Annotated in this window: 28 protein-coding genes; 15 read left to right on the forward strand and 13 right to left on the reverse strand. The window is 73.7% G+C overall.

Annotation, left to right across the window (positions count from 1 at the left end; translation table 11 throughout):
- Nucleotides 1-265: 265 nt before the first annotated feature.
- Nucleotides 266-997, reverse strand: a complete 732-nt coding sequence (locus V6U89_RS25635) for a hypothetical protein (RefSeq protein WP_334574382.1) — start codon at nt 995-997, stop codon at nt 266-268.
- Between V6U89_RS25635 and V6U89_RS25640 the strand changes: the two genes are divergently transcribed.
- Nucleotides 972-1,082 (forward strand): LuxR C-terminal-related transcriptional regulator, encoded by a 111-nt coding sequence (locus tag V6U89_RS25640; RefSeq protein WP_334574437.1) that lies wholly within the window; start codon nt 972-974, stop codon nt 1,080-1,082. The two genes, V6U89_RS25635 and V6U89_RS25640, sit on opposite strands and share 26 nt — an antisense overlap.
- Nucleotides 1,083-1,231: 149 nt before the next feature.
- Here the strand turns inward: V6U89_RS25640 and V6U89_RS25645 are convergent, their stop codons facing one another.
- The gene (locus V6U89_RS25645) at nt 1,232-2,029 is read right to left on the reverse strand and encodes a maleylpyruvate isomerase family mycothiol-dependent enzyme (RefSeq protein ID WP_334574383.1); all 798 of its coding nucleotides are present in this window, start codon (nt 2,027-2,029) and stop codon (nt 1,232-1,234) included.
- A 187-nt stretch (nt 2,030-2,216) separates the two neighbouring features.
- On the opposite strand from V6U89_RS25645, the gene V6U89_RS25650 reads away from it, so the two are divergent.
- Entirely contained in the window at nt 2,217-3,353 is a 1,137-nt protein-coding gene (locus tag V6U89_RS25650) for a CaiB/BaiF CoA transferase family protein (RefSeq protein ID WP_334574384.1), read from the forward strand.
- A 96-nt stretch (nt 3,354-3,449) separates the two neighbouring features.
- Here the strand turns inward: V6U89_RS25650 and V6U89_RS25655 are convergent, their stop codons facing one another.
- A complete protein-coding gene (locus V6U89_RS25655; protein ID WP_334574386.1) occupies nt 3,450-3,896 on the reverse strand; it encodes a ribosomal maturation YjgA family protein in 447 nt (148 codons plus the stop codon).
- A 139-nt stretch (nt 3,897-4,035) separates the two neighbouring features.
- On the opposite strand from V6U89_RS25655, the gene V6U89_RS25660 reads away from it, so the two are divergent.
- From V6U89_RS25660 to V6U89_RS25675, 4 genes are all read left to right on the forward strand, one after another.
- Nucleotides 4,036-4,569 (forward strand): toxin-antitoxin system HicB family antitoxin, encoded by a 534-nt coding sequence (locus V6U89_RS25660; protein WP_334574388.1) that lies wholly within the window; start codon nt 4,036-4,038, stop codon nt 4,567-4,569.
- Nucleotides 4,570-4,607: 38 nt separating this feature from the next.
- Complete coding sequence (locus V6U89_RS25665) at nt 4,608-5,453, forward strand: DUF4097 family beta strand repeat-containing protein (protein ID WP_334574390.1); 846 nt, start codon at nt 4,608-4,610, stop codon at nt 5,451-5,453.
- Between the two features lie 150 nt (nt 5,454-5,603).
- On the forward strand, nt 5,604-6,584 hold the full coding sequence (locus tag V6U89_RS25670) for an ATP-binding cassette domain-containing protein (RefSeq protein WP_334574392.1): 981 nt from the start codon (nt 5,604-5,606) through the stop codon (nt 6,582-6,584).
- Nucleotides 6,581-7,375 carry an ABC transporter permease gene (locus tag V6U89_RS25675; protein WP_334574394.1) on the forward strand — a complete coding sequence of 265 codons (795 nt, stop codon included), beginning with the start codon at nt 6,581-6,583 and terminating at the stop codon, nt 7,373-7,375. The genes V6U89_RS25670 and V6U89_RS25675 overlap by 4 nt, the downstream gene beginning before the upstream one ends.
- A 35-nt stretch (nt 7,376-7,410) precedes the next feature.
- On the opposite strand, the gene V6U89_RS25680 is transcribed toward V6U89_RS25675, so the two are convergent.
- Together V6U89_RS25680 and V6U89_RS25685 are read right to left on the reverse strand one after the other, a co-directional pair.
- The gene (locus V6U89_RS25680; protein WP_334574396.1) at nt 7,411-7,770 is read right to left on the reverse strand and encodes a hypothetical protein; all 360 of its coding nucleotides are present in this window, start codon (nt 7,768-7,770) and stop codon (nt 7,411-7,413) included.
- A gap of 40 nt (nt 7,771-7,810) precedes the next feature.
- Nucleotides 7,811-8,335: a GNAT family N-acetyltransferase gene (locus tag V6U89_RS25685; protein ID WP_334574399.1), complete on the reverse strand. Its 525-nt coding sequence runs from the start codon at nt 8,333-8,335 to the stop codon at nt 7,811-7,813.
- A gap of 76 nt (nt 8,336-8,411) precedes the next feature.
- Here V6U89_RS25685 and V6U89_RS25690 point away from each other — a divergent pair, with 76 nt between their 5' ends.
- Both V6U89_RS25690 and V6U89_RS25695 read left to right on the forward strand, forming a co-directional pair.
- A complete protein-coding gene (locus V6U89_RS25690; protein ID WP_442933987.1) occupies nt 8,412-9,185 on the forward strand; it encodes a dienelactone hydrolase family protein in 774 nt (257 codons plus the stop codon).
- A gap of 80 nt (nt 9,186-9,265) precedes the next feature.
- Nucleotides 9,266-9,979 carry an RraA family protein gene (locus V6U89_RS25695; protein ID WP_334574401.1) on the forward strand — a complete coding sequence of 238 codons (714 nt, stop codon included), beginning with the start codon at nt 9,266-9,268 and terminating at the stop codon, nt 9,977-9,979.
- Between the two features lie 4 nt (nt 9,980-9,983).
- Here the strand turns inward: V6U89_RS25695 and V6U89_RS25700 are convergent, their stop codons facing one another.
- The 5 genes from V6U89_RS25700 to pip all read right to left on the reverse strand — a co-directional run bounded on the left by V6U89_RS25700 (nt 9,984) and on the right by pip (nt 15,507).
- Nucleotides 9,984-11,558 carry an FMN-binding glutamate synthase family protein gene (locus V6U89_RS25700; RefSeq protein WP_334574403.1) on the reverse strand — a complete coding sequence of 525 codons (1,575 nt, stop codon included), beginning with the start codon at nt 11,556-11,558 and terminating at the stop codon, nt 9,984-9,986.
- Between the two features lie 73 nt (nt 11,559-11,631).
- Nucleotides 11,632-12,045, reverse strand: coding sequence for a VOC family protein (locus V6U89_RS25705; protein WP_334574405.1), 414 nt, complete (start codon nt 12,043-12,045; stop codon nt 11,632-11,634).
- A gap of 325 nt (nt 12,046-12,370) precedes the next feature.
- Nucleotides 12,371-13,504, reverse strand: coding sequence for a peptidoglycan recognition protein family protein (locus V6U89_RS25710; protein WP_334574407.1), 1,134 nt, complete (start codon nt 13,502-13,504; stop codon nt 12,371-12,373).
- Nucleotides 13,505-13,711: 207 nt separating this feature from the next.
- Nucleotides 13,712-14,356, reverse strand: coding sequence for a flavin reductase family protein (locus V6U89_RS25715; protein ID WP_334574409.1), 645 nt, complete (start codon nt 14,354-14,356; stop codon nt 13,712-13,714).
- Between the two features lie 194 nt (nt 14,357-14,550).
- Nucleotides 14,551-15,507, reverse strand: coding sequence for a prolyl aminopeptidase (gene pip, locus V6U89_RS25720; RefSeq protein ID WP_334574411.1), 957 nt, complete (start codon nt 15,505-15,507; stop codon nt 14,551-14,553).
- A 50-nt stretch (nt 15,508-15,557) separates the two neighbouring features.
- Here pip and V6U89_RS25725 point away from each other — a divergent pair, with 50 nt between their 5' ends.
- Nucleotides 15,558-16,064: a MarR family winged helix-turn-helix transcriptional regulator gene (locus V6U89_RS25725; RefSeq protein WP_334574412.1), complete on the forward strand. Its 507-nt coding sequence runs from the start codon at nt 15,558-15,560 to the stop codon at nt 16,062-16,064.
- A 15-nt stretch (nt 16,065-16,079) separates the two neighbouring features.
- On the opposite strand, the gene V6U89_RS25730 is transcribed toward V6U89_RS25725, so the two are convergent.
- Nucleotides 16,080-16,400 (reverse strand): GYD domain-containing protein, encoded by a 321-nt coding sequence (locus tag V6U89_RS25730; RefSeq protein WP_154936807.1) that lies wholly within the window; start codon nt 16,398-16,400, stop codon nt 16,080-16,082.
- A gap of 263 nt (nt 16,401-16,663) precedes the next feature.
- Here V6U89_RS25730 and V6U89_RS25735 point away from each other — a divergent pair, with 263 nt between their 5' ends.
- From V6U89_RS25735 to V6U89_RS25760, 6 genes are all read left to right on the forward strand, one after another.
- Nucleotides 16,664-17,503, forward strand: a complete 840-nt coding sequence (locus V6U89_RS25735; RefSeq protein ID WP_334574414.1) for an SPFH domain-containing protein — start codon at nt 16,664-16,666, stop codon at nt 17,501-17,503.
- A gap of 162 nt (nt 17,504-17,665) precedes the next feature.
- A complete protein-coding gene (locus tag V6U89_RS25740; protein ID WP_334574416.1) occupies nt 17,666-19,279 on the forward strand; it encodes a serine/threonine-protein kinase in 1,614 nt (537 codons plus the stop codon).
- A 42-nt stretch (nt 19,280-19,321) separates the two neighbouring features.
- The gene (locus V6U89_RS25745) at nt 19,322-20,413 is read left to right on the forward strand and encodes a hypothetical protein (RefSeq protein ID WP_334574418.1); all 1,092 of its coding nucleotides are present in this window, start codon (nt 19,322-19,324) and stop codon (nt 20,411-20,413) included.
- 68 nt (nt 20,414-20,481) lie between these two features.
- Nucleotides 20,482-21,387: a mechanosensitive ion channel family protein gene (locus tag V6U89_RS25750; RefSeq protein WP_334574420.1), complete on the forward strand. Its 906-nt coding sequence runs from the start codon at nt 20,482-20,484 to the stop codon at nt 21,385-21,387.
- Between the two features lie 209 nt (nt 21,388-21,596).
- A complete protein-coding gene (locus V6U89_RS25755) occupies nt 21,597-22,853 on the forward strand; it encodes an MFS transporter (RefSeq protein WP_334574422.1) in 1,257 nt (418 codons plus the stop codon).
- 122 nt (nt 22,854-22,975) lie between these two features.
- Nucleotides 22,976-23,767: a maleylpyruvate isomerase family mycothiol-dependent enzyme gene (locus V6U89_RS25760; protein WP_334574425.1), complete on the forward strand. Its 792-nt coding sequence runs from the start codon at nt 22,976-22,978 to the stop codon at nt 23,765-23,767.
- Nucleotides 23,768-23,842: 75 nt separating this feature from the next.
- On the opposite strand, the gene V6U89_RS25765 is transcribed toward V6U89_RS25760, so the two are convergent.
- Nucleotides 23,843-24,568, reverse strand: coding sequence for a hypothetical protein (locus tag V6U89_RS25765; RefSeq protein WP_334574427.1), 726 nt, complete (start codon nt 24,566-24,568; stop codon nt 23,843-23,845).
- A gap of 213 nt (nt 24,569-24,781) precedes the next feature.
- The gene (locus tag V6U89_RS25770; protein ID WP_334574429.1) at nt 24,782-25,201 is read right to left on the reverse strand and encodes a YchJ family protein; all 420 of its coding nucleotides are present in this window, start codon (nt 25,199-25,201) and stop codon (nt 24,782-24,784) included.
- Nucleotides 25,202-25,387: the final 186 nt, after the last annotated feature.

A 25,387-nucleotide genomic window follows, 5' to 3' on the forward strand; every position in this document is an offset into this window, starting at 1 on the left:
GGACAACGCCCCAGCCGGGCCAGGGACGGCTGGCGAGCGGGAGCCGTCCCGGCCCGCTCGCCGCGTAGGCCGACCGGACCGGCCCTCTTCCCAGCCAGGTCACCGGCCCGCCGCCCGGAGCGCCGCGAGTTGCCCGGGGCTGCGCCGGCCGGACGGTTTCTCCCGCCCGGGGACTGGTGATTTCACCGATGCGGGGACCGCCCGCTCCACCGAACACTGATCCACGTCGATATGCCCCCGACTGCAGGGAGTGCCCGACGTGTCATCACCAACCACCACCCGTCCCCGTTCCGCCGTCAGCGCCGCCGGTCTGGCCGTGGCGGCCGTGCTGGCCGCCGTGGGCGGCCTGGCCGCGGCGCCGGCCGCGCAGGCCGCCGACAACCCGTACGAGCGCGGTCCCGCCGTGCTCGATCTGGCCGCCGGCCGGCACGCCGCCGCCGCGGCGCGGCTGACCGCCCTGGCCCGGCCCGGCACCGGCCGGGGGCAGGTGCTCGTCCAGGTGATGGCCACCCCGTACCTGGTCGAGGCGGCCGCCGCCGGCGGAGACCGGGCGGCGGCCGGCGCCGCGCTCGCCGTCTTCGACCGGTGGGCCAGCAGCACGCCGGGCCCTCTCCGCGCGCTGCCACGCTCTGCTCGCGCCCCGGGGCAGCGCCGAGGCCGAGCGGGAGTTCCGGGCCGCGCTGCGGCTGCACCCGGCCGACGCCGGCGCGTTCGAGCGGGCGCGCACCGAGCTGCTGTTCGGCCGGGAGCTGCGGCGCAGCCGGCGACCCCGGGACGCGCGGGAGCACCTGCACGACGCCCGGGAGGCGTTCACCCTGATCGGGGCGACCACCTGGGCCGAGCAGGCGGCCGCCGAGCTGCGGGCGGCGGGAGAGTCGGTCGGCGCGCCGGACCCGTCGGGGGCCCGACTGCTGACCGGACAGCAGCTGCGGATCACCCAACTGGCCGCCGAGGGCGCCACGAACCGGGAGATCGCCGCGCGGATGTTCCTCTCCACCCGCACCGTCGACCACCACCTGCGCAACATCTTCCACCGACTCGGCATCCGCTCCCGGACCGAGCTGGCCCGCGCCCTCTCCTGACACCGCCGGCCGCCGGCCCGTCCGCGTCGCCGGCACCCCGACGGCCGCCCGCCGCGCCCCGACCCCCGGCGTCCGGACGACGGACGCTGTCAGCGACGCCGCCGGCTACCCCGCTTCAGCACCGGAACGATGTGGCGCATCGTCACGTCCTACTCATCCGGTTCCCAGGCTATGAGCAGGTCGAAGAGACGCCGGTCGCCCTCGAGCTTTAAGGAGTCCACCGGAATACGGCCGTAGAAGGCCAGGACCAGCTCACTGGCCGTGCCTCGGGCGGAGGCGTCAGCCGCGTCCGGGTCCTCGCCGCCAGGGGTGGCGGGCACTGTGCCGGGTGTGGGCCGGCGGGCGGCCCGTGCGCCGTCGGCGGAGAGCCAGTTGCGCCAGGAGCGGCCCTCGGTGGCGTGGTAATCGACGGCAGCGGGCTCGTGCGGCCAGGCGGTCGTGGTGGCGCAGCAGGTGGACAGGAACTCCTCGACACCGTCGAGTGCGACCTCGTCCGGCAGCGGCTGCGGGGCGCCCAGGGTGACCTGGGCGTCGTAGGTGTGCACCGCGATCTCCTGGAGCTGGTGCCGGGCGACGGCACCGCAGGTCCGCGGCGACTGCGACGTACCCCACCACGTCCAGCAACCGCGATCCGGGCCGGCCGCTCGCAATGCGTCCAGCAGTTGCTGCGTCGATGCGGCCAGCCAGGCCAGCAGGGCCTCGCGCTCCCGAGGCGCAGCCGGGCCCTCCGATGCGGACCTGGCCGAGGCGGTAGGCCCTGCGGCGACGGTGGCGGCCCAGGAGCGGCGCCTCTCGCCCAGGTGCTGCACCAGATCGAACAGCGTCCACTCGGGACAGGTCGGTACCTGCACGTCGAGGCTGGGCGCGGAGGCGACCGCGGCGCGGAAGGCGGTCGACCGTTCGTCGATCAGCCGCAGCAGGTCGGGGAACTCCAGAGTCTTGTCCACGCCGGCTGTCTATCACCATGCTCCGGCAACCGGACAGCGAGTGTCACCGCCGACGCGGAGGGCGCGGTGTCCTCATTCTGAAACGATCGGTCGATCCTGCTCCATTGCTGGTACGCACCCTCGGTGTGCCATCGTGGTCCTCCATCCAGTCGACGAGCGGCAGCCACGGCGGAGAAGGGGAGCGGTGATGGGGGAGCAGCGGACCGGGCCGCTCGACGGCGTCCTCGTCGCGGACTTCTCGCGCATCCTCGCCGGGCCGTACGCGACCATGCTCCTGGCCGACCTCGGCGCCGAGGTGATCAAGGTGGAGGGGCCCGGCGGCGACGACACCCGGGCCTGGACGCCGCCGGCGCGCGAGGGTGTCTCCACCTACTACCTCGGCGTGAACCGCAACAAGCGCTCCATCGCGCTCGACCTCGCCGACCCCGAGGACCTGGCCGTCGCGCGGGAGCTCGCCCGCCGCGCCGATGTCATGATCGAGAACTTCCGCCCCGGTGGGCTGCGCCGCTTCGGCCTCGACTACGCCAGCGTGGCGGCCGGCAACGACCGGATCGTCTACGCCTCCATCAGCGGCTTCGGCGCCCACGGCGGTGCGCACCTACCGGGCTACGACCTGATGGTCCAGGCGGCGTCGGGCCTGATGAGCCTCACCGGCGACCCCGACGGTCCGCCGTACAAGGCCGGCGTCGCCGTGTTCGACGTGATCGCCGGCCTGCACGCGGCGGTCGGCATCCTCGCCGCCCTGCACCACCGGGACCGCACCGGCGTCGGCCAGCACGTCGAGGTGAACCTGCTCTCCTCGGCGCTGTCCGGTCTGGTCAACCACACCAGCGGGTACGTCGCCGGCGGCGCGGCCCCGTACCGGATGGGCAACGCCCACCCGAGCCTGTTCCCGTACGAGCCGTTGCCCACCGCCGACGGCGACCTCGTCGTCATCGCCGGGAACGACGGGCAGTTCCGTCGGCTGTGCGAGGTGCTCGGTCTGCCCGAGCTGCCCGACGACCCCCGCTTCGGGCGCAACCAGGACCGCACCGTGCACCGGGACGCCCTGCGCCCGATCCTGGTGGCGCGGTTGGCCCGGCGGACCCGGGACGAGTGGTTCCGTGCCCTGACCGCGGCGGGCGTGCCGTGCGCCCCGATCACCACCGTCGACGGCGGCGTCGCGCTGGCCCGGGAGCTCGGGCTCGAACCCGTGGTGGCGGCCGGCGGCGTGCCCGGCGTCCGACACCCGATCGAGTTCTCCGAAACCCCGCCCCGCTACGACCTGCCACCGCCAGCCCTCGACGAGCACGGCGACGACATCCGCGCCTGGCTGACCGGCTGAGCGTCCCCGCCCGGCCCGGGCAGCGGCCGCCCACGCCGACACGGTGGCTGACGACGAGCCTGCCCGACGACCCGGATGTGCGGTCCCGGCAGGCGATCATTCAGACATGCCACTGCCTTGAGCAGAGCCCTCCGGCTGCTGCTGCCCGCGCGGCGTGAGCGGGACGCCACGGGCCACCCGTCGGTGGAGTGCGGCCAGCGGGATCACCCCGATCGGGTACCAGAGCAGATCGACCGGATCGAACTGGACCCCGAGCACCAGCCGCGCGACCAGACTCCGGGCTGACAACTCCGCCGGGACCCCGCTGAGCTGCGCGCATTCCACCATCCAGCAGAACAGCACCGCGATCACCCCGACCGGCGCCGGCGCCAGCCGCGGCCACAGGAACAGCACTCCGGCCCACACCATCGACGCGTACAGGGCGGTGCCGGAATACTGCCGCAACGCGCCGTCGTCGACGGCTCGGATGGCGAGGGCCACGCCGAGGAAGAGCGCCGCCGCCACCGGCATGAGCAGCCGGATCGTCCTCGACGTGATCAACATTTCACGGATGCTAGTCACCGCACGTCGAAGACGCCGCCTCCGTCCTCGGCCTAGGTACGTGGTCCGACAGCCGCCGGCCCTGCGCACGATGGCATCATCTCCCTTGCATATGGCATCAAGATGATGCCATAGTGGCGTCATGGAACTTCGCGCTTACGTCGACGCGATCCGGCATCAGCTCGCGGTGGCCGCCGCCGCGGGCGGTGACGACGCCAGGGAACTTGCCGAGCGGCTCACCGCACCGCTGGAGTCCGCGATCCGGCTCGCCCTGCTGGACGCGCTTTCCGAAGCGGCCACCGAGATCACTCGCGACCTCGCGCCCGGTTCGGTTGACCTGCGCCTGCGTGACCGGGAGCCGAGCTTCGTGGTGACGCCACCGCCGGCCGAGCAGTGGGCCGAGGAGCCAGCGGCGGCAGCGGCGGCCCCGCCGAAGCCGGTGCCACCCGCGGACGGCGAGGACGAGGCGACGGTGCGGATCAGCCTGCGCCTGCCGGAGCACCTCAAAGCGCGCGTCGAGCACGCGGCCGCCGGCGCCGGCGTCTCGATCAACACCTGGCTGATCCGGGCTGCTGCCGCTGCCGTCGACGCCGACAACCAGCTCCGCCGGGCCGACACCCCGCACCGCTCCGCCGCCCCGACCGGCGGTCAACGCTTCACCGGCTGGGTGCGCTAGCGGCACCGGCCCCACCGACTACCCGAGAGGGGAGCAGCATGCCATCCTTCGACACCCCCGGACCGATTTCGACATCGGTCGAACTCGTCGCCGGCGATGTCCGGATCACCGCCGGTCCGCGGGCCGACACCGTCGTGCACGTGCGGCCGGCCGACGAATCCGACGACCGTGACGTGCGTGCGGCCGCGCAGACCCGGGTGGAGTACGCCTCCGGCCGGCTCGTGATCCGCGGCCCCAGGCAGCCCGGCTTCGGCATCTTCGGTAGGACCGGCTCCGTCGAGGTCAGCATCGACCTACCGGCCGGCTCTGAGGTGGACGGGAAGCTCGGTGTCGGGGGGATCAGCTGTTCCGGGTCGCTGTCCGACTGCCGCCTCAAGACCGGCGCCGGCGACCTGCAGGTCGAGGACACCGCCACGCTGGGCCTGCACACCGGCTTCGGTGCGGCCATCGCCGAGAACGTGGCGGGCGACGCCGACATCACGACCGGCTCCGGCAAGCTCAGTGTCCGCGCCGTCGGCGGGCACGCCGTACTCAAGAACGGCAACGGCGACACGTGGATCGGCGACGCCGGCGGCGAGCTTCGGATCCGCGCCGCCAACGGCCACGTCGCCGCCGAACACGCCGCCGCCTCGGTCACGGCGAACACCGCCAACGGCGACATCCGCATCGGTGAGCTGGTCCGTGGGTCGGCGACGCTGCGCACGGCAGCCGGGCGCATCGAGGTCGGTATCCGGCGTGGTACCGCAGCCCGGCTCGACCTGCACACCCAGTTCGGCAAGGTTCGCAACGACCTGGACACCGCCGCCGGTCCCGCCGACACCGACGAGAAGGCCGAAGTGCGAGCCCGCACCGCCTTCGGCGACATCGTGATCCACCGCTCCTGAAGCGTCCCAGCCACCGTGTGATCCGGTCGCGGGCGGTCGGCCCGGACCGGGGATGATGCGCGCCTTCGTACCCCGGTCCGCCCGTGCGGCCCCGACCGGCGATGGCTCGCGCCTCCGTACTCGTGCAAGCCCTTGATCAGTGGAGGAGCAATGGCGGTAACAACCGCGACGCGGCCGGCCATCTCGGTGTCCGGCCTGCGCAACACGTTCGGGGACAAGGTCGTCCTCGACGGCATCGATCTCATGGTCACCGAGGGGACGGTCTTCTCGCTGCTCGGGCCCAACGGGGCGGGCAAGACCACCATGGTGCGGATCCTGTCCACCCTGGTGCCCGCCGACGCCGGATCGATCCGGGTCGCCGGCCACGACCTCACCAAGGAGCCCGACGGAGTACGGGCGGCGATCGGTGTGACCGGCCAGTTCTCCGCCGTCGACAACCTCCTGACCGGTGCGGAGAACCTCAAGCTGATGGCCGACCTGCACCACCTCGGCCGCACCGAGGGCAGGCGCCGCATCGCCCAGCTGACGGACCGTTTCGACCTCGGTGAGATGGCGCAGAAGCCGGCCTCGGTCTACTCCGGCGGCATGCGCCGCCGTCTCGACCTGGCGATGACCCTGGTCGGCGACCCGCGGCTGATCTTCCTCGACGAGCCCACCACCGGCCTCGACCCCCGTAGCCGGCACGCGATGTGGCAGATCATCCGCGGACTTGTCGCCGAGGGCGTCACGGTGTTCCTGACCACCCAGTACCTCGACGAAGCCGATCAGCTCGCCGACCGCATCGCCGTACTCGACCACGGCCGCATCGTCGTCGAGGGAACCCCCGACGAACTCAAGCGCCGCATCCCGGGCGGACACATCCTGCTGCGCTTCACCGACCCCACCGCGCTGCACACCGCCGCTCGCACACTCACCGTCGCCCAGCGCGACGACGTCGCCCTCACCCTGCAGATCCCCAGCGACGGCGACGTCCGCTCACTGCGGGCCGTGCTCGACCGGCTCGACGACGCACACGTCGAGGTCGAACAGCTGTCGATCCACACCCCCGACCTGGACGACGTCTTCTTCGCCTTCACCGGCACGCCCGCATCCGCCGCCGCAGGACACGACATCACCGGGGGAGACCGATGACCAGCCTGGCCCACACCCTGACCGACTCGGCGACCATGTTCCGCCGACAGATCCGCCACATCCAGCGCTACCCCTCGCTGACCGGGATGCTGATCGGTCTCCCCGTTGTCATGCTGCTGCTGTTCGTCTACGTGTTCGGCGGGACCCTCGGCGCCGGACTTCCAGGCGGCGGGAGCGGCGACCGCGGCGCCTACATCAACTACCTGATTCCCGGCATGCTGCTGTTCGCCGTGTCGGGGGCCGCCCAGGGAACCGCCATCTCCATCGCGATGGACATGACCGAGGGCATCGTCGACCGCTTCCGCACCATGGCCATCTCCCGCGCATCCGTCCTGACCGGACACGTCCTCGGCAGCCTGGTACAGACCATGCTCTGCATAGCCGTCCTGCTCGGCGTCGCACTCGCCATCGGCTTCCGCCCCACCGCCACCCCGCTCGAGTGGCTCGCCGCCGCCGGCGTGCTCGTCGCGATCACGTTCGCGCTGATCTGGCTGTCGGTGGCGCTCGGTCTCGTCAGCGACAGCGTCGAGACCGCCAGCAATCTGCCGATGTTCCTGATCCTCCTGCCGTTCCTGGGCAGCGGCTTCGTGCCAACCGACACGATGCCGGCCGGCCTGCGGTGGTTCGCCGACCACCAGCCGTTCACGCCGGTGACCGAGACGCTGCGCGGGCTGTTGCTCGACTCGGGAATCGGCAACAGCGCGGCGATCGCACTGGCCTGGTGCGCCGCCATCTCGCTGCTGTCCTACCTGTGGGCCAAGCACTCGTTCCACAAGCGGGCGGCCCGCTAGGCCCGTCCTGCCCTGGAGCGGTGAGAGGACAAGTCTCAGGCGACTCTCGGCACGGGCAGGATCGGCAGCGCCGCCTGGTGGGCCGTACCCGAGATGTCGCCGGTCTGGATGACCTCGGTGGCCTCCGCCGCGGCCTCGCCCCCGGCGGTGGCCGGCGCGCCGCCCGACCCGGCGGCGGGGCGCGCGGCGTCCGCGTCGATGGCGGTGAGCAGGGCCCGCAGCCGGCCCAGGTCGTCGGCGGCCAGCCGGAAGGAGCCTCGGCAGACGGGCCCGCTCCACAGTGAGAGCACCACGGCACCGCGTTCCGGGTGGTAGCTGACCCGCATCGTCCGCTCGTCGCCCCGCGTGTCGGTGAACAGGTCACCGAAGCTGGGCATCGGTAGCACCTCTCCCATCTCCCCAGCATGCCCGAGCGGCGGGCGCGCGGGAAGGCCGCTACAGGGCGGCGAAGGGCTTCGCGTATTCGAAGGGGCCCTGGATGTCGGGCCGCCAGGCGCTCAACGGCCGGGCCATGAAGTACCGCGGACCCCACGGGCCGGGCGGTGTCACGCCCAGGTCGACCGCCGGGCGGAACCCGAACCGCGGGTAGTACTCCGGGTGCCCGAGCAGCACGACCAGCGGCTCGTCCAGCGCGTCGGCCGCGCCGAGCACCGCGTGCATCAGCGCCGACCCCACGCCCCGGCGCTGCCAGGCGGGCAGCACCCCGAGCGGGCCCAGGCCGAGCGCCACCGGCGCGCCGGCCACCGTGCCCCGGGTGCAGACGACATGCCCGACGACCTGCCCGTCGGCGTCGGCGGCGACCAGGGAGAGGGCGGGCAGCCAGCCGTCGTCGGCGCGCAGCGCGTCCACCAGCGGGGCCTCGACGGGTACGGCGTCCGGGGCGTCCGCCGAGGCGAACGCGGCGGTGTGCACCGCGTGGATGGCGGCGATGTCGGCGGGGGTCTCACGTCTGATCAGCATCGGTCCGGATCCTGCCGGAGCGGGGCGGGACGGGCCACCCCATTTCGTCAGGCGCCACCTTCGGTAGCGTCGGGACGTGACGACGAACAGGCTGCCCGTGCGGACGACGACCGTGGACGTGCCGACCAGCGGCGGCGGCGCCGACGCGTACCTGGTCCGGCCGGACGGGGACGGCCCGTTCCCGCCGGTCCTGCTCTTCATGGACGCGTTCGGGCTGCGGCCTCGGCTGGCCGAGATGGCGCAGCGGATCGCCGCCGCAGGGTACGTGGTGCTGGTGCCGAACCTGTTCCACCGCGCCGGCCGGGCACCCCTGGTCGACCTGACCGGCCTCGGCGACCCGGAGCAGCGCGGCGCGCTCCTCGGCCGGCTGATGCCGCTGATCACGGCGCTGACCCCGGACGTGGTGGCCCGGGACACCGCCGCCTACCTCGACTTCCTGGCCGCCCAACCCGGCGTGACGTCCGGCCCGGCCGCCGTCACCGGGTACTGCATGGGTGGGACGGCTGCGCTGCGCGCGATCGAGGCGCACCCGGACCGGCTCGCCGCCGCGGCCAGCTTCCACGGCGGCCGGATCGTCACCGACGCGGCGGACAGCCCGCACCTGGCGGTCGGCGCGGTCACCGGCGAGCTGTACTTCGGGCACGCCGACAACGACCGGTCGATGACCGCGGAGCAGATCGAGACGCTGGAGAAGGCCCTGGCGGCGGCGGGCGTCCGGCACCGCTGCGAGGTCTACCCCGGCGCACACCACGGCTACGCCATGGCCGACACCCCGGCGTACGACGAGCGGGCCACCGAGCGGCACTGGGCCGCCCTGTTCGACCTGCTCGACCGGACCTTCCGCCGCTGACCGCCAGGGCCGCCGGAAGCAGTCCACGAGTACGGAAGTGGCCGGCCACCGGGCCGGGCCGGGCGCACTACGGTCGGGAAATGACCGTCGATGTCCCCGACCTGCGCCGCCGGTTCGCGGCGCTGACCACCGCCCACGTCGCCGACGCCTGCCTGCGCGCCGGGGTGCCGGTACGCTGCGCGCCGGCCGCCGTACGACCCGTCCTGCCCGGCGAGCGGCTCGCCGGCCGGGTGACGCCCGCCCGGCACGTCGGCAGCGTCGACATCTTCCTTGAGGCGATCGACCGGGCGTCCCCCGGCGACGTGCTCGTCGTCGACAACGGCGGGCGCACCGACGAGAGCTGCGTCGGCGACCTGGTGGTGCTGGAGGCGCGGGCGGCGGGCCTGACCGGTGTGGTGGTCTGGGGCCTGCACCGGGACACCGCCGACATCTGCGCCGTCGGGCTGCCGGTGTTCAGCCTGGGCGCGATCCCCACCGGTCCGCAGCGCCTCGACGCCCGGTCGCCGGAGGCGCTGGCGTCGGCAGAGGTGGGGCAGTGGGCGGTGGACGGCCGCGATGTCGTCCTCGGCGACGACGACGGGGTGCTCTTCGTGCCGGCCGAGCGGGCCGGGGAGTTGTTCGACCTGGCCGAGTCGATCCGGGACACCGAGCGGCGGCAGGCCGACCTGATCCGCGCCGGCGTGCCGTTGCGGGCGCAGGTGGGCTTCGGCGCGTACCTGGCCCGGCGGGCGGAGGACCCGTCGCTGACCTTCCGCGAGCACCTGCGGGCGGTGGGCGGCGCGATCGAGGAGTGAGCGGTCAGCCCATCGCGGTCGCCGAGGGCGGGGCGCTGCCGCCCTGGGGCGCCTCCCCGGTCATCAGCGCGACGATCTCCGCCCGGTCGGCGGCCGACGGCAGCCCCCATTCCGGCCGGTAGCCGTACACGTCGCGCAGCGGGGTGGAGGCGGTCCGGCCGTCCAGGATCTCCACCGCGTCGGTGTCGATCAGGCCGGGGTGCTCGACACCGCACGCCTCGGCCACCTTCACCAGGTCCCGCCGCAGCGTCCGCAGGTAGTTGGCGACCCGGACCGACTTCAGGGTGGGGTCCAGGCCCCGGGCGAGCCACGGCTTCTGGGTGGCCACGCCGGTCGGGCAGGTGTCGGTGTGGCACTTCTGCGCCTGGATGCAGCCGATCGCCAGCATCGCCTCCCGGCCGACGTTGACCATGTCGCAGCCGAGCGCGAACGCGACGACGGCGTTGTCCGGCAGGCCCAGCTTGCCGGCCCCGACGAAGACCGTCCGCTCGTGCAGATCCTTCTCGGCGAAGGTTCGGTAGACGCGGGCGAAGCCCTGCTGGAACGGCAGCGACACCGAGTCGGTGAAGATCAGCGGCGCGGCGCCGGTGCCGCCCTCGCCGCCGTCCACGGTCACGAAGTCCACGCCGCGCCCGGTGTCGCGCATCAGCGTGGTCAGTTCCTCCCAGAAGCCGAGGTCACCGACGGCGGACTTGATGCCCACCGGCAGGCCGGTCTCGGCGGCGAGCAGCTCCACCCAGTCCAGCAGGCTGTCGCAGTCGGTGAACTCGGCGTGCCGGGACGGGCTGACACAGTCCAGCCCCTGCGGGATGCCCCGGGTCGCGGCGATCTCGGCGGACACCTTCGCCCCGGGCAGCAGCCCGCCCAGGCTGGGCTTGGCACCCTGGCTGAGCTTGATCTCCAACGCCCGGACGGGGGCGCCGGCCACCAGGTCCTTGAGCCGGTCGAGGCTGAACCGGCCGCGTTCGTCGCGGCAGCCGAAGTACGCCGTGCCGATCTGGAACACCAGGTCGCCGCCGTTGCGGTGGTACGGCGACAGCCCACCCTCGCCGGTGTTCTGCAGGCAACCGGCCAGCGCCGCGCCCTTGTTCAGCGCGGTGACCGCGTTGCCGGAGAGCGAGCCGAAGCTCATCCCGGAGATGTTGACGACCGACTCCGGGCGGAACGCCCGCGCCCGCCCCCGCGCCCCGCCGAGCACCTTCGCCGCCGGCAGCCGCACGTCGTGCCCAGCCGTCGGCGACGACGGCGGCACGGCCCGGCCGAAGGTGCGGTGCTTGATGATCGGGTAGCCGGGGGTGTATTCGATGTCGTTGTCCGTGCCGAAGCCGAAGTAGTTGTTCTCCTGCTTGGCCGAGGCGTAGATCCAGCGCCGCTGGTCGCGGGTGAACGGCCGCTCCTCGTTGTTGCCGGCCACGATGTACTGCCGCAGCTCCGGCCCGATCGACTCCAGCAGGTAGCGGGCCCGGCCGATCACCGGGAAGTTGCGCAGCAGCGCGTGGTCGCGCTGGAGGACGTCGCGGGCGGCGAGGCCGGCGAGAGCGGCGGCGACGACGGGTACGGCTCGACTGGCCCACTTCATGCCCGCCACACTCCCCGGTCCCGCCGCCGCCCAAACAGCCGGCCGGCGCGCTACCGCGGCCCGGCGCCGTGGGTCAGGCCTGCGGCTGGGTGATGTTGACCATCCACGGGGTGCCGAACCGGTCCTCGCACTGGCCGAACTCGTCACCCCACATCTGCTTCTCCAGCGGCACGCTGACCACGCCGCCGGAGGAGAGCTGCTCCCACCAGCGGCGCAGCTCGTCGGCGTCGTCGCCGCTGAGGCTGACCGTGTTGGCGTTGCCGCGTCGGATCTCCATGCCGGGTGGCATGTCGGAGGCCATCAGCACGTGCCCGTGGGCCGTCCGGAGCAGGGCGTGCATGACCTGGTCGGCGATCGCCGGGTCCTCGGTGCCGAACTCGCGGAACGTGGTCAGCGACAGGTCCCCGCCGAAGACCTGCTGGTAGAACTCCATCGCCTCGCGTGCGTTGCCGGCGAAGTTGAGGTACGGGTTGAGCTGGGTAGCCATGGCACCCCTCCGTGACTTGGTGACCAGCGCATCGTCCCACCCGTCCGGGGTGCGATGGCGCCGTACCCGCCGATCGGGACACTGACCGGCAGGGACGCGGGGGAGCAGGCGGCGGTGGCCGGGGTGCCGGCGTTCGCCGCCGTGCGGTCGACCCGGGAGGGCCGCTCGCCACGACATGCCGCCCCGACAGGAACCGACGGCCGCGCAGGTGTGCCGCGGCGGGCTCAGGGCGGACGCGCGGAGCTGGCCGGCCGTCCTCACCGGTCCCGCCGACGGGGCCCGGTGAGGCGTCTCGCCGACCGCTCCACCCGGCCCCGTCGCGTACTCAGTCCTGGCGGAACGACTGGCGCACCACCCCGCCGACCAGCGCACACCACGTGCTGGTGCTGACCTTCCCGTTGTCCGGCAACCCGTGCAACCGCTGGATGTCCTGGACGGCCAGTTTCGTCGCGTGGTCGTACTCGCCGGTGACGGCGACGTCGGCGTAGCCCTTCCAGTTGAGGATGAACTGCACCGCCTGGACCGGCAGGCCGGTGGCGTCCTTCTCCAGCTCCGGCGCCAGGGTCTCCCAGGTGGGGCCGGTGATGGTGGCGTCGATGTCGACCGGGATGCCGTTGCGGGCCTGCCAGTCCTGCACGGCCGCCACGGTGGCGGCGTCGAAGGCGCTGTTCGGCGTGACGGCGTAGCCGCGGTACGCCAACAGGTACTGCGCGACCCGGACGGACGGGGAGCCGACGAAGCGCCACAGGTCGGGCCAGCGGCGGGCCGGCACGTCGGCGAGGTCGGTGCCGAGCTTCTCGAACACCCGGCGGCGCACGTCGGGGAAGAGCCGGTAGAACGTCGCGCCGGGGCAGAGGGTGGTGCGGAAGTCCCAGTGGCCGAAGATGTCGTGGGCGTGCAGGCCGTACTGGCGGCAGATGGTCGTGCAGAGCTTCACCAGCGAGTCGAGCAGCTCGTCCGGCGGGGTGTCGGTGACGTAGGTGCCCTCGTTCTCGATGCCGATCGACCGGCCGTTCTCGCCGGGGCAGTGCGCGGAGACCATCTGCCGGTCGCCGGCCTGGAGCCGCTCCAGGCTGCCGTGCCGTCCCTCCATCACGTAGCCGCCGCGGCTGATGGTGAAGTGCTGGCCGGTGTCGGACCAGCGGTTGCCGTCCATGTGCAGGTTCTGGCAGTCCCGGGCCAGCTTGATCGCCTGCGCCTCGGAGTAGTCCGTGACGTTGGGGAACGCCATGTGGTGCACGATGATCTTGTTGGTGGGGATTGCGCTGATCACCAGCGGGTCGGCCGGCGGGCGGGCGCCCCACTCGTCGCAGCTGTAGATCCAGTCGAGGTCCGCGCCGGGATCGGCCTGCGCGGCGGCCGGAAAGGCCAGTTCGGACCCGACGACCGCGACGGCCGCCGCGCCCAGACCGGCCCGCAGCAGGGTACGACGGTCGAGTTCAGGGTGGTCGAAGTGCATGGCATCTCCTCGGCGGGCCGGCGGTGGCCCAGGGGGCAGCGATGAAAGAGAACTCCAAAGTGCGCGCGCGAAGTGGAGGATATTGCCATGAGCGGCCCGGGCGCTAGAGGACCGCGTCGATCCGATGTGCCCGGACGAGCGCTCCGGCAGCGTCAGCATCGGGCTCCAGGCCCGCTCGGCGGGCCCGGAGCGCGGCACGACGCCAGGTCAGGACGTCGGGGCCACTACCCGGCCCCCGTGCGGCATCCGCCAGCCCTCGGCCAGCCGGGACGGGTGCACGTTGCGCCCGCCGCCGAAGAACTCGCAGAACTTCATGATCAGCGGATCCCAGCCCAGCGGGTCCACGTACGACGTGCCCGGGATGACCAGGTCCTCCTCGACGTGCGCGCGCAGCACCTCCACCTGGAAGGCGGTCGCGTGCGACGGCGTCGGACCGAACGGGTACGAGGCGACCACCCGGCACTCCAACTGGATCGGGCACTGCGCCACCCGGGGCGGCGCGACCAGGTCCGACGGCTGGCGCGCCAGCCCGGCGAGGGCGAACTTGTCCGGCTCGTACCGGTAGCCCTGGGCGGCCTTCTGTTCCGGCACGGTCGGCCGGCCGGTGGTCAGTGCGATCCGGTCCACCGCGTCGACCATCGCCGAGGACGGCAGGTTCAGCACGCACTCGCCCTCGCGCCGCAGGTTGGCCGTCGTCTGGCCGCTGTCGCCCAGGCCGAGCATGGCCGACCGGCCCAACCACCACGCCGACGACATCGGCGCGAGGTTGGCGCTCCCGTCGGGGTTCCGGGAGCTGATCAACACCACCGGGGTGCCGAAGTAGAGCACCTTCAGATCGGCTACGACGTGCATGGTCCTGCCCTTCGCGAACGCTCACGGCCGGGTGCGGTCCATCCGGCCGTACCCGACTCTGCGCGCGGGCGGCGCCGATCGCTGGCGGTGATCGGACGTGGCGTTGCGGTGGGCGGCACCGGCGCGATGTGCCCGAGGTCGCCCGCCGCCCGGAAGGCCGTCGGGGAGGAAGCCGCGGCGCGGGCCCGGCGGCGTCAGCCGGCCGTGGCGAAGCGGTCGAGGGCGCGCACGACGTGGCCCCGGGTCTCGTCGGTGCCGAAGTGCCCCGCCTGCTCGACGACGATCAGCTCGGAGTCCGGCCAGGCGCGGTGCAGCTGCCAGGCGGTGTCCAGCGGGCTGCTCAGGTCGAGCCGCCCGTGGATCAGCACCCCGGGGATGCCGGCGAGCCGGTGCGCGTCGCGCAGCAGGACGCCCTCCTCCAGCCAGGCGCCGTGGGCGAAGTAGTGCGAGCAGATCCGGACCATGGCCGTCCGGGCCGTCGAGGGGCGGTCGCTGTACGGGTTGGTGACGGCCTCTCCGGAGACGACCGCGTCCTCCCAGGCGCACCAGTCGACCGTGGCCCGCTCGCGTACCGCCGGGTCCGGGTCGGCCATCAGCCGGGCGTACGCGCCGACGACGTCGCCCTCGCGTGCTGTGCCGGGCGCGCCGGCGAGGAAACGGTCCCACTGCTGGGGGAAGAACCGGCCGACGCCCCGGTAGAGCCAGTCGATCTCCGAGCGGCGGGTGCTGGTGACCGCGTTGATGACGATCTCGGACACCCGCTCGGGGTGCCGCTGCGCGTACGCCAGGATGAGGGTCGAGCCCCACGACCCGCCGTGCAGCAGCCAGCGCCGCACGCCCAGATGCTCGCGCAGGCGTTCCATGTCGGCGACCAGGTGGTGGGTGGTGTTGTGCCGCAGGTCGGTGGCCGGGTCGCTGGCGTGCGGGGTGCTACGCCCGCAGCCGCGCTGGTCGAACAGCACGATCCGGTACCGCGCCGGGTCGAAGAACCGGCGAACCCCGGTGCCGCAGCCCGAGCCCGGTCCACCGTGCACGACGAGTGCGGGCTTGCCGTCGGGATTGCCGCAGACCTCCCAGTACACGACGTTGCCGTCGCCGACGTCGAGCATGCCGTGGTCGTACGGCTCGATCGGCGGATAGCGCGCGTCCATGTGTGGCCTCCCCGGGGACTAGATGCAACAGCGCTGTTACATTAGCCCACATGCCCGCCCGTCCACCCGGCCCCGAACTCCTCGGCACCAGGCTGCGCCATCTGCTCGACCTGCTCGACGGCGAGGTCGCCGCCGTCTACGCCGACCTCGGGCTGCCCGGGTTCCGGCCGCGGTTCACCCCGGTGATCCGGACGTTGGCGGCGCACGGCCCGGCGTCGATCCGCGCGCTGGCCGAGGCGACCGGGGTGACCCACTCCGCCGCCAGCCAGACCGTCGCGCAGCTGGTGAAGGCGGGCCTGGTCACGCTCAGCCCCGGCGCGGACGCCCGGCAGCGCATCGCCCACCTCACCCCGAGGGCCGAGTCGCTGCTGCCGGTGCTGAACGCCGAATCGGCGGCCACCACGGCCGCCGCCCGCCGGTTCGAGGCGGAGCTGTCGTACCCGTTGAGCCGGCTCGTCGACGAGGCGCTGGCCGCCCTCGGCCGCAGGTCGATGCGGCAGCGGATCGCCGACGTCGCGCCCGACCTCGTACCGTGGGAAAGCCCGTCCGGCGACTAGCTCATCGTCCGCCGGTCACTGACCCGGGGGCGTGTACGTGGTCTTCATCCGGGTCACCTCGTCGACCTCGGCGGGAGTCAGCACCGGGGTGATCTGGACGCTCAGGCCGCCCGTCGCGCCGATGGCGATCGCCAGCCCGGCCACCGTCTTGTGGTCCGGCAGCTCACACAACACGTAGGTGTCGTCCTCGGCGAACGCGAAGTGCATCGACTCCATCCGCCCGCCGGCCTCCTCGATCATCTTTCGGACCACCTCGGCGCGCTTGGTGCCACCGTCGTCGACCAGCCCCTTGAGCCCCGCGGCGGAGTAGGTCGACTTCAACAGGAACTTCGCCACCTCGGCACCAACTCCCAGATGTCCTGGCGGTCGCTCGACGGCCACCAGCCTGTAGCTGCCCTTCCGCCCTCACGCTAGTGCCCGTCCCCGCAGCCCAGCGCCCGTTCCGCCGATCGATGCCGCGGGCGGCCCCCACCCGGGCCGCACCCGCCACCGCGCGGGTACGGCCCGCCGGGTGCTTGAAGGCCGTGGCGCAGGACTGGTGCCCGCCGAATCGGGTATGCGCGGCGCCGGAGGCGGGCGCCTCCGGGATCGAGGGGGTCATGGGAGCCGCCGCCGGGTTCGTCACTCTGGTCGTCGTCGTCGCGCTCGTCGTGCTGCTGCTCGCGCTCAGCGTACGGATGGTGCAGCAGTACCAGCGCGGTGTCGTCTTCCGCTTCGGCCGGGTGCTGGACCGTATCCGGCAGCCCGGTCTCCACCTGATCATCCCGGTCGCCGACCGGATGGTCCGGGTCAGCATGCAGACCACGGTGATCGGGGTGCCCGCGCAGGGCGTCATCACCCGCGACAACGTCACCCTCACGGTCGACGCGGTCGTCTACTACCGGGTGGTCGACCCGGTGAAGGTGCTGGTCAACGTGCGGGACTACCCATCGGCGGTGCTCCAGGTGGCCCAGACCGCGCTGCGGTCGGTGATCGGCAAGGCCGACCTCGACACCCTGCTGCGGGACCGGGACCGGATCAACGCCGAGTTGAAGGCGGTCATCGACGCGCCGACCGAGAAGCCGTGGGGGCTGCTCATCGAACGGGTCGAGGTCAAGGACGTCTCCCTGCCGGAGGGGATGAAGCGGTCCATGTCGCGGCAGGCCGAGGCGGAACGCGAACGCCGCGCCCGGGTGATCGCCGCCGACGGCGAGTTCCAGGCGTCCCGCCGGCTCGCCGACGCCTCCCGCGCGATGGCCGACACGCCGGGCGCCTACCAGCTGCGGCTGTTGCAGACCGTGGTGGACGTGGCGGCCGAGAAGAACAGCACCCTGGTCATGCCGTTCCCGGTGGAACTGCTCCGGTTCTTCGACCTGATGGGCGGTGGCCCGGCGAGGCAGGCGGGTCCGGAGGCGGTGCCGAGCGTCCCCGGCGACGGCCACCGGGAGAGCCACCGCTGAACGGCCCGCGTCAAGTCCTCTGACCGAAACCCATCCATCATCACGGACGTCCGGACGCGGCGGAGCAACCGTTGCGCCGATGGATTCGTCGCCTCCCGTGACGACAATGATCAGCGTGGCCCTGACCCGTGACCGCTCCCCGCAGGCCGGGGAGGCCGCCGCGTGAGCGCGGACTGGCAGCTGTCCGGCTACACGCCGGTACGGCAGCTCGGCGCCGGCGCGTCCGGCCGCGTCCTGCTGGCCACCCACGACGCCAGCGGCACCCCCGTCGCGATCAAGTACCTGACCCGGGCGGTGGACGACGACCCGACCCGCACCGCGTTCCGCGACGAGGCCCAGCTGCTCGTCGAGGTGGACGACCCGCACATCTCCCGGCTCTACGAGTACGTGGAGTCCCCGCACGGCGCCGCCATCGTGATGGAGCTGGTCAACGGGGTGTCCCTGCGGCAGATGCTGCGCGCCCACGGCCCCACCGAGCCCGAGGCGGCCCTCTGCGTGCTCAAGGGCTCCCTCGCCGGGCTGGCCGCCGCGCACGCCCGGGGCGTCGTGCACCGCGACTACAAGCCCGAGAACGTGCTGGTCGACACCCGCGGGCAGAGCAAACTGGCCGACTTCGGCATCGCCGTACCGGTCGGCCGGGACGGCGGCGGCTCGGTCAGCGGCACCCCCCGCTACATGGCCCCGGAACAGTGGACCGGGGCGCCGGCCAGCCCGGCGTGCGACATCTACGCCGCCACCGCCACCTTCTACGAGTGCCTCACCGGCCGCCCCCCGTACGACGGGCGGGACCTGATCACCCTGCGGACCCAGCACGCGCAGGCGCCGATCCCCACCGAGGCGGCCCCGCCACCCGTGCACGACCTGCTCCGCCACGGCATGGCCAAGCAGCCTGCCGACCGGCCGCAGCCGGCGGAGGTCTTCCTCGCCGAGCTGGAACGCACCGCCGCGGCCGCCTACGGCGCGGACTGGGAGGAGCGGGGCCTGGCCGAGCTGGCCCGCCGGGCCGCGCTGCTCGCCGCGCTCTTCCCGTTCCCCGACGGCACCTCCGGCGCCACCAGCCTGGCCAGCACCACGTTCGGCGAGACGGGGCCGGCCGCCCGGCGCGGGACCGGCCGGGCCGTGCTGCTCGGGGCCGGCCTCGTCGCCGCCCTGCTGCTCGGCGGCGCCGGCCTGAGCTACGCCGCCCGGCACGCGCCGGCGCTGACCCTCGCCGACGGCCCGGCCGCGCCGCGCGCCTCCGCCCTCACCTCGCTCGGCCCCAGCCCATTGGCCGCCGCGCCCGCCATCGACGCGGTGTCGCCCAGCCCGACCCCGACGGCCTCGGTGTCGGCCACCGGCACGGCGTCGCCGACCCGGTCGGCTACCGCGACGCCCACCCGGTCCCGCAGCGCGAGCCCGACGCCCAGCTCGCCGCCGCCACCGGACGGCACGGCACCGGTCGTCGGGAAGCTCGACGCCAGCCCCACCTCCCTCGAACCTGGAGGGTGTCCCTACGGCAACCGGTCGAGCACGGTCACCGCGACCGCCAGCGACGACCGGACCAGCGCCGAGGACCTGCGGGTGAGCTTCCGCTACACCCTGGGCGGCGTCACCCGCGCCATCGGCATGACCCACGTCGGGCGGGGCGTCTACCGCGGCACCCTCGGTGACCTGCCGACGCCGAAGTCCAGCACCCGGATCCCGATCCAGGTGGTCGCCGTCGATGTCGCCGGCAACGCCGCCGACCCGGCTGGGCCGGTGTACGTGTCGCTCTCCTCGTACTGCACCCCCGGTTAGGAGCCGGCCGGTGCGACAGTTCCCGACGAAAGGTGACCTCCGATGACCAGGCCGGGGGAGCGGGGCGCGACGCCGCCCGGCGACGACGAGCCCACCGTCCACCTGGCCGGGACCGGGCGTCCCGGCCCGGCCGACCGGACCGTCGACCTGGACGGCACCGTGAATCTCGACCGGACCGTGAACCTCGACCGGACCGTGAATCTGGACCGGACGGTGAACCTGGACGCGACCGTGAGCCTGGACCGGACGGTGAACCTCGACGGGACGGTGAGCCTGGACCGGACGGTGCAGCTCGGGGCCGGCGACGAGACGGTCCACCTCGGGTCGGTGGACCGGACTGTGCACCTGGGCGGCGGGGGCCACGGCAGCCCGCCCGATGTCACGGACGAGACCGTCCACCTGGGAGCCACCGACCGGACCCTGCACCTCGGCGCCGCGGACGCGACCGTGCACCTCGGCGCCGCCGAGCGGACCGCACTCCTCGGCGCGACCGGGCCGGCGGTGGACGCCGGCGCGCTGGACTCGACCGGGCGGCTCGGCGCGACCGGGGCCGCCCTCGCCACCACCACCCCCACCGGCGGCATGGTGGCCACGGGTCGGGGCGTACCCCCGCCGGCCGGACCGACCGGGGCGGGCGGCGAGGTGCGGTTCGGGCCCGGGGTGCCCACGACGCCGCCCGCCGCTCCGGCCTGGCCGACGGCGTCCCCGCCGCGCCGCCGACGGCCCCTCTGGCGGCGGGTGGTGGCGGCGCTTTCCGGCCTGCTCACCGTGGTGCTGGTCGCCGTCGTGGGCTTCTACCTGTGGCAGCGGCTCGACCCGTTGGAGATCGGGGAGGTGACCGTGGCGGTGCCACAACCCGCCGGGGACCGGTGCGACGTCACCGTCGACGTGGTCGCCACCGTCCGGACCAACGGCCGCAGCGGCGTGCTCGAGTACCAGTGGCTGCGCTCCGGTTCCCCGCCCGGCGCCCTGCTCAGCGAGCGGGTCGGTTGGGGCCAGCGCACCGTCACGCTGTCGTTGAAGTGGGCGTTCAACGGGGTCGGCAGCACCACCGAGACGGCCACCGTCAACATCGTCTCCCCGTCGCCGCACCAGGCCCGCGCGGAGGTGAGCTACGCCTGCCGCGGTGCGTGAACGTTTCCCCGCGGGCGGGTTCGGGTAGGTCGGGGCCGACGACCTGACGTTCCGTGTGGAGGGCAGCTATGAAAGACAACTTCGGCGACGCGGTGGGTGACGCCCTCCGCGCAGTGATGCTCTTCCTGCCCAAGGCGGTCGCCTTCGTGGCGATCCTCGTGGTGGGCTGGCTGATCGCCAAGGCCGTACTGAAGATCGTGGACAAGGTCCTGGAGCGGGTGCACTTCGACAAGGCCGTCGAGCGGGGTGGCATCAAGACCGCGCTCGCCCGGTCCAAGTACGACGCCAGTGACATCGTCGCCAAGCTGGCCTACTACGGGATCCTGCTGGTGACCCTGCAACTGGCCTTCGGCATCTGGGGTCCCAACCCGATCTCCGACCTGATCGCCGGGGTCATCGCCTGGCTGCCGCGCGCCTTCGTCGCGATCGTCATCGTGGTGGTCGCCGCGGCCATCGCCAACGCCGTCAAGGACATCATCAGCAGCGCCCTCGGCGGCCTGTCCTACGGCCGGGTGCTGGCCAACATCGCCTCGGTGTTCATCCTGGGCCTGGGCATCATCGCCGCGCTCAACCAGATCGGCGTCGCCACCGCCGTCACCACCCCGGTGCTGATCGCCGTCCTCGCCACCGTCGGCGGCATCCTGGTCGTCGGGGTCGGCGGCGGCCTGGTCCGGCCGATGCAGAGTCGCTGGGAGTCCTGGCTCAGCCGCGCCGAGGAGGAGTCGCGGCTCATCGCCACGCACGCCCGGGCGTACCAGGCCGGCAGGCGGGACGTGCAGGACCACCTCGCCACGCCGGTCACCCCGTACGGCGAGTCGGAGCAGACGCAGGTGGTGCACCGGGACGACGACGCCGACCGGACCCAGGTGGTGCCGCCCCGGCAGGCGACGGCCACCCACGACCGGCCGGCGCCGGCCGACAGCGAGGCCACCATGGTCATCCCGCCGGTCGACGGCGGCCCGACGCGCCGCTGACCGCACGACCACCGACCGGGGTGGGGCCCGCACTGGGTCCCACCCCGGTTCGTGTCCGCCCCGCCGGGAAACGGGATCGCCAGGCCCACCGAGGGCCGCTAGCATCGGCCCATGACCTGGCGATGTTGATCCGTAACTGAGGGCCGCAACCGCGGACCGCCCCGGACGCCGCACGTCCCGCGTCCGTCCGGTCCCGTGGAAAGGCCCTCATGATCGTCACCACCGCAGCACCGCCCGGCGTCCGTCGCCTGGCGGCCACCCTCTACGGGTACGCGTTCCTCCAGGATTTCGTCCTGCTCTACCCGGTGTACGCGCTGCTGTTCAGCGACACCGGCCTGTCGATCGGCGAGATATCCTCGCTCTTCGTCGTCTGGTCGGCGACCAGCATCCTGCTCGAGGTGCCCTCCGGCGCCTGGGCCGACGCGGTCTCCCGCCGGCTGCTGCTCTGCCTCGCGCCGCTGCTCGCCGGCGCCGGCTACGCCCTGTGGGTGCTGACCCCGTCGTACCCGGCGTTCGCCCTCGGCTTCGTCCTCTGGGGAGCCGGCGGCGCGCTCGGCTCCGGCGCCCTGGAGGCGCTGGTCTTCACCGAGCTCGACCGGCTCGGCGCCGCCGGTTGCTACGCCCGCACCATGGGGCGGGCGCGCACCGCGGCGGTGCTCGGCGTGCTCGCCTCGATGGGCCTGGCCGGCCCGGTGCTCGCCGTCGGCGGCTACCCGGCCGTCGGCGCGGCCAGCGTGCTGGCCACCCTCCTCGCCGCCGCCGTCGCCACCCGCTTCCCCGAACACCGTCCGGCCCGAGCGGTCGCACCGGAGCCGGCGGAGGCGGGCGACGACCTGGGCTGGGCGGCGACCCTGCGCGCCGGCCTCGCCGAGGCCCGGGCCGATCCACGGGTACGCGGGGCGCTGCTGCTGGTCCCGGCGGTGGCCGCCGGGTGGGGCGCCCTCGACGAGTACACGCCGCTGCTGGCCCGGGACACCGGCGTCGCCGAGCCGACCGTGCCGCTGCTGCTCCTGCTCGTGTGGGCCGGGGTGACCGTGGGCGGCCTGCTCGCGGCGCCGGCCGAACGGCTGGGCACCCGGGGCTACGCCGCGCTGCTGACCGTGGCCGCCGTCGCGCTCGCCGCCGGGGCGGGACTGCGCCACCCGGCGGCGTTCGTGCTGGTCGGTGTCGCGTTCTGCGCCTTCCAACTGGCCACGGTGCTGGCCGACGCCCGGCTCCAGGCGCGGATCACCGGGCCGGGACGGGCCACCGTCACCTCGGTCGCCGGCATGGCCACCGACCTGACGGTCATCGCCGTCTACGGCGGGTACGCCCTGGTCGCCGCAGTGGGCGGCAACCGGGCCGCCTTCGTGCTGGCGGCTGTGCCGTACCTGCTGCTGGCGGTCGTGCTGCTGGCCGGGCGCGACGGTCGCCGTGGCGGTCCGCGGCGGGAGCCGGTGGCCGGCCGCAGCGGCGGGCCGGCGTGAACCGCGCCTGCACCGTCAGCCGCGCCGGTGGCTTGGCGGGCGCCTTCGGCCGGGCGGGAAAGCGGGCGGGGTGCACGGCCCGGCGGGCGGCTCGTGTCGGTCCCGACGGTTAGCGTGGCCGGATGAGCGGTGTGAGCTACGACCGTTGGTGCGCCGAGATCGTGCAGCAGAGCGACCTGCTCCGGTCGCATCTCGACGGTGCCGACCTGACCGTCGCCGTCCCGTCCTGCCCGGGGTGGAACGTGGGCCAGCTAATGCGGCACCTCGGTGGCGGGCAGCGGTGGGCCGCGGAGATCGTCCGTACCCGGCCGTCGACGCCACCGTCGGACACCCACTTCCGTGACCTGTCGCCGTACGCCGACGAGGACCCGGCGGTGGTCGGGCCGTGGCTGGTCGAGGGCGCCGCCGAGCTGGCCGGGGTGCTGCGCGACGCCGGCCCGGCCGCGCGGGTGTGGACCCCGCTCGGGCAGGGCAGCCCGGCGTTCTTCGCGCGCCGGTTCGCCCACGAGACGCTCGTGCACCGGGCCGACGCCGCGCTCGCCCTCGGCGTCGACGTGGCCGTCCAGCCGGAGGTCGCCGTCGACGCCCTCGACGAGTGGATGGAGCTGGGCGCGCTGCCGCAGATGTTCGACTTCCACCCGCACCGCCGGGAGCTGCTCGGCCCGGGCCGGACGCTGCACCTGCACGCCACCGACACGCCCGCCGAGCTGGGCGCCGAGTGGGTGGTGGACCTCACCGGCGACCTGATCGCCTGGCGGCGGGCGCACGAGAAGGCCGCCGTGGCCGTACGCGGGCCGCTGACCAACCTGCTGTTGCTGGTCTACGGCCGGCTCTCCGTCGAGACGGCGGGCGTCGAGGTGCTCGGGGACGCGAAGCTGCTCGACCTCTGGCTGGAGCGGGTCGCCTTCGGCTGACCGCCGGGCCCGGTGACGTGGACGACCGCCACCGGGCCGGCGGTCAGCCCGGCAGGTGCGCGGAGGTGGCGGTGCTCAGCGCCCCGCCTCGCCGGATTCCAACAACTGCTTGAGCGTGGCCAGCCGGTCCCGCCAGTACGCCTTGAGCGCGGCCGCCTGCTCGGCATCGGTGAGCTTCTCGTGCACCACGGTCACCGTGGCCTTGCTGTCGCCCTTGGGTGCGAAGCCGACCACGATCCGGGTCGGGCCGCCCGCCCAGTCGGCGCGGAAGCTCTTCGGCCGGGTCGCCGTGCGTACCCGGATCGCCACGTCGGGCAGCCACCGCCGGCGCAGTTCGTCGTCGCTGAACGCCTCGAACAGCCGGTCCACCGGCACGGCGACCGTACGGCTGCCGCCCGCCTCCCAGCCGCCGCCGCGCCGCTGCCCGGGGGCGCGCAGGCCACGCGCCTGCTCGTAGCCGACCGTCACGGTCTGCGCCCACCAGCCCGGCACCTCGTGGGCGGTGACCAGCCAACGAGCCGTCTCGGTGTGCGTACGCTGCACCGCGCCCCACTCGTCCAGCAGGGCGAACCACTCGTCCCAGCCGCGGCCGGTGCGCTCACGGAGCAACGCGTCGGAGATCCGGTCGGCCTGCGCCGCCCCCGATCCGGGGGCCGGGGGAGTGGCTTCGGCGGGCGCCGTGGTCGGCGGTTCAGCCGCAACGGCGCCGGGCAGCAGGTGCCGGCGGGCCGCCGTGTAGCTCTCGCCCGTCTTGTCCATCCGGGTGCGGACCCGGGACTTGAAGGATTTCTGGCGCGTCATCACATGCTCCCTGTCGACGGCGCGGTCGTGGGGACTCACGCTCCCGTCGACCCGCCGTTGCCTGGGCATGTGGCACGGCGCCCCGAAGACTCGAGGTCTCCTTTGCCTCCGCGACGCCGGCGGCGTGAGCACCGGTAAGGAGGTGAGGCGCGGGACGGCGCCGACGCCATGGTAACCCGCCGCCGCCACGGCCGGCGAGCAGGTCGCGCCGGCTCAGTCCGGCAGGGCGTCGAGGTAGACCCAGTGCCCGTCCTCCCGGACGAAGCGGCTGCGCTCGTGCAGCGTCCCCGGCCGGCCGGCCTCGCGGTAGTGGGCGCGGAACTCGACCGTGCCGGTGCTGTCGAACAGGCCACCCCGATCGGTGTCGACGATCTCCAGGCGGGTCCACTGCTCGCCCGGGTCCAGCCGCAGCCGCGCCGGCCGGGTGGAGGAGTGCCAGCTGCGCAGCAGGTACCCGGCGTCACCGACGGCGAAGGCGCTGAACCGGGAGCGCATCAGCGCCTCGGCCGTCCCGGCCGTGCCCTCGCCGCGGTGCACCGGGCCGCAGCAGTCGGCGTACGGCAGGCCGGAGCCACACGGGCACGGCCGGTCCTGGTCGTCGGCCGCGCTCCGGCGGGCCCCACGTTTCGCCACGGCACCCATCCTGCCGCACCGGTCGGGTGCGGAGAGCGGCAGCCGGGGCACGCGGTCGTCCCGCCCGGTGACCTTCCCGAGACGACGAAAGGGCCGGCCCCGGGTGGGGCCGGCCCTTGTCGGTGGTGGGTCAGGCGGTGGCGGAGTAGCCGCGGGTGGCGATCCAGTCGGCGAGGTTGTCGACGC

The sequence above is a fragment of the Micromonospora sp. CPCC 206171 genome (assembly GCF_036906755.1).
In the GTDB taxonomy this organism is placed as follows: domain Bacteria; phylum Actinomycetota; class Actinomycetes; order Mycobacteriales; family Micromonosporaceae; genus Micromonospora; species Micromonospora purpureochromogenes.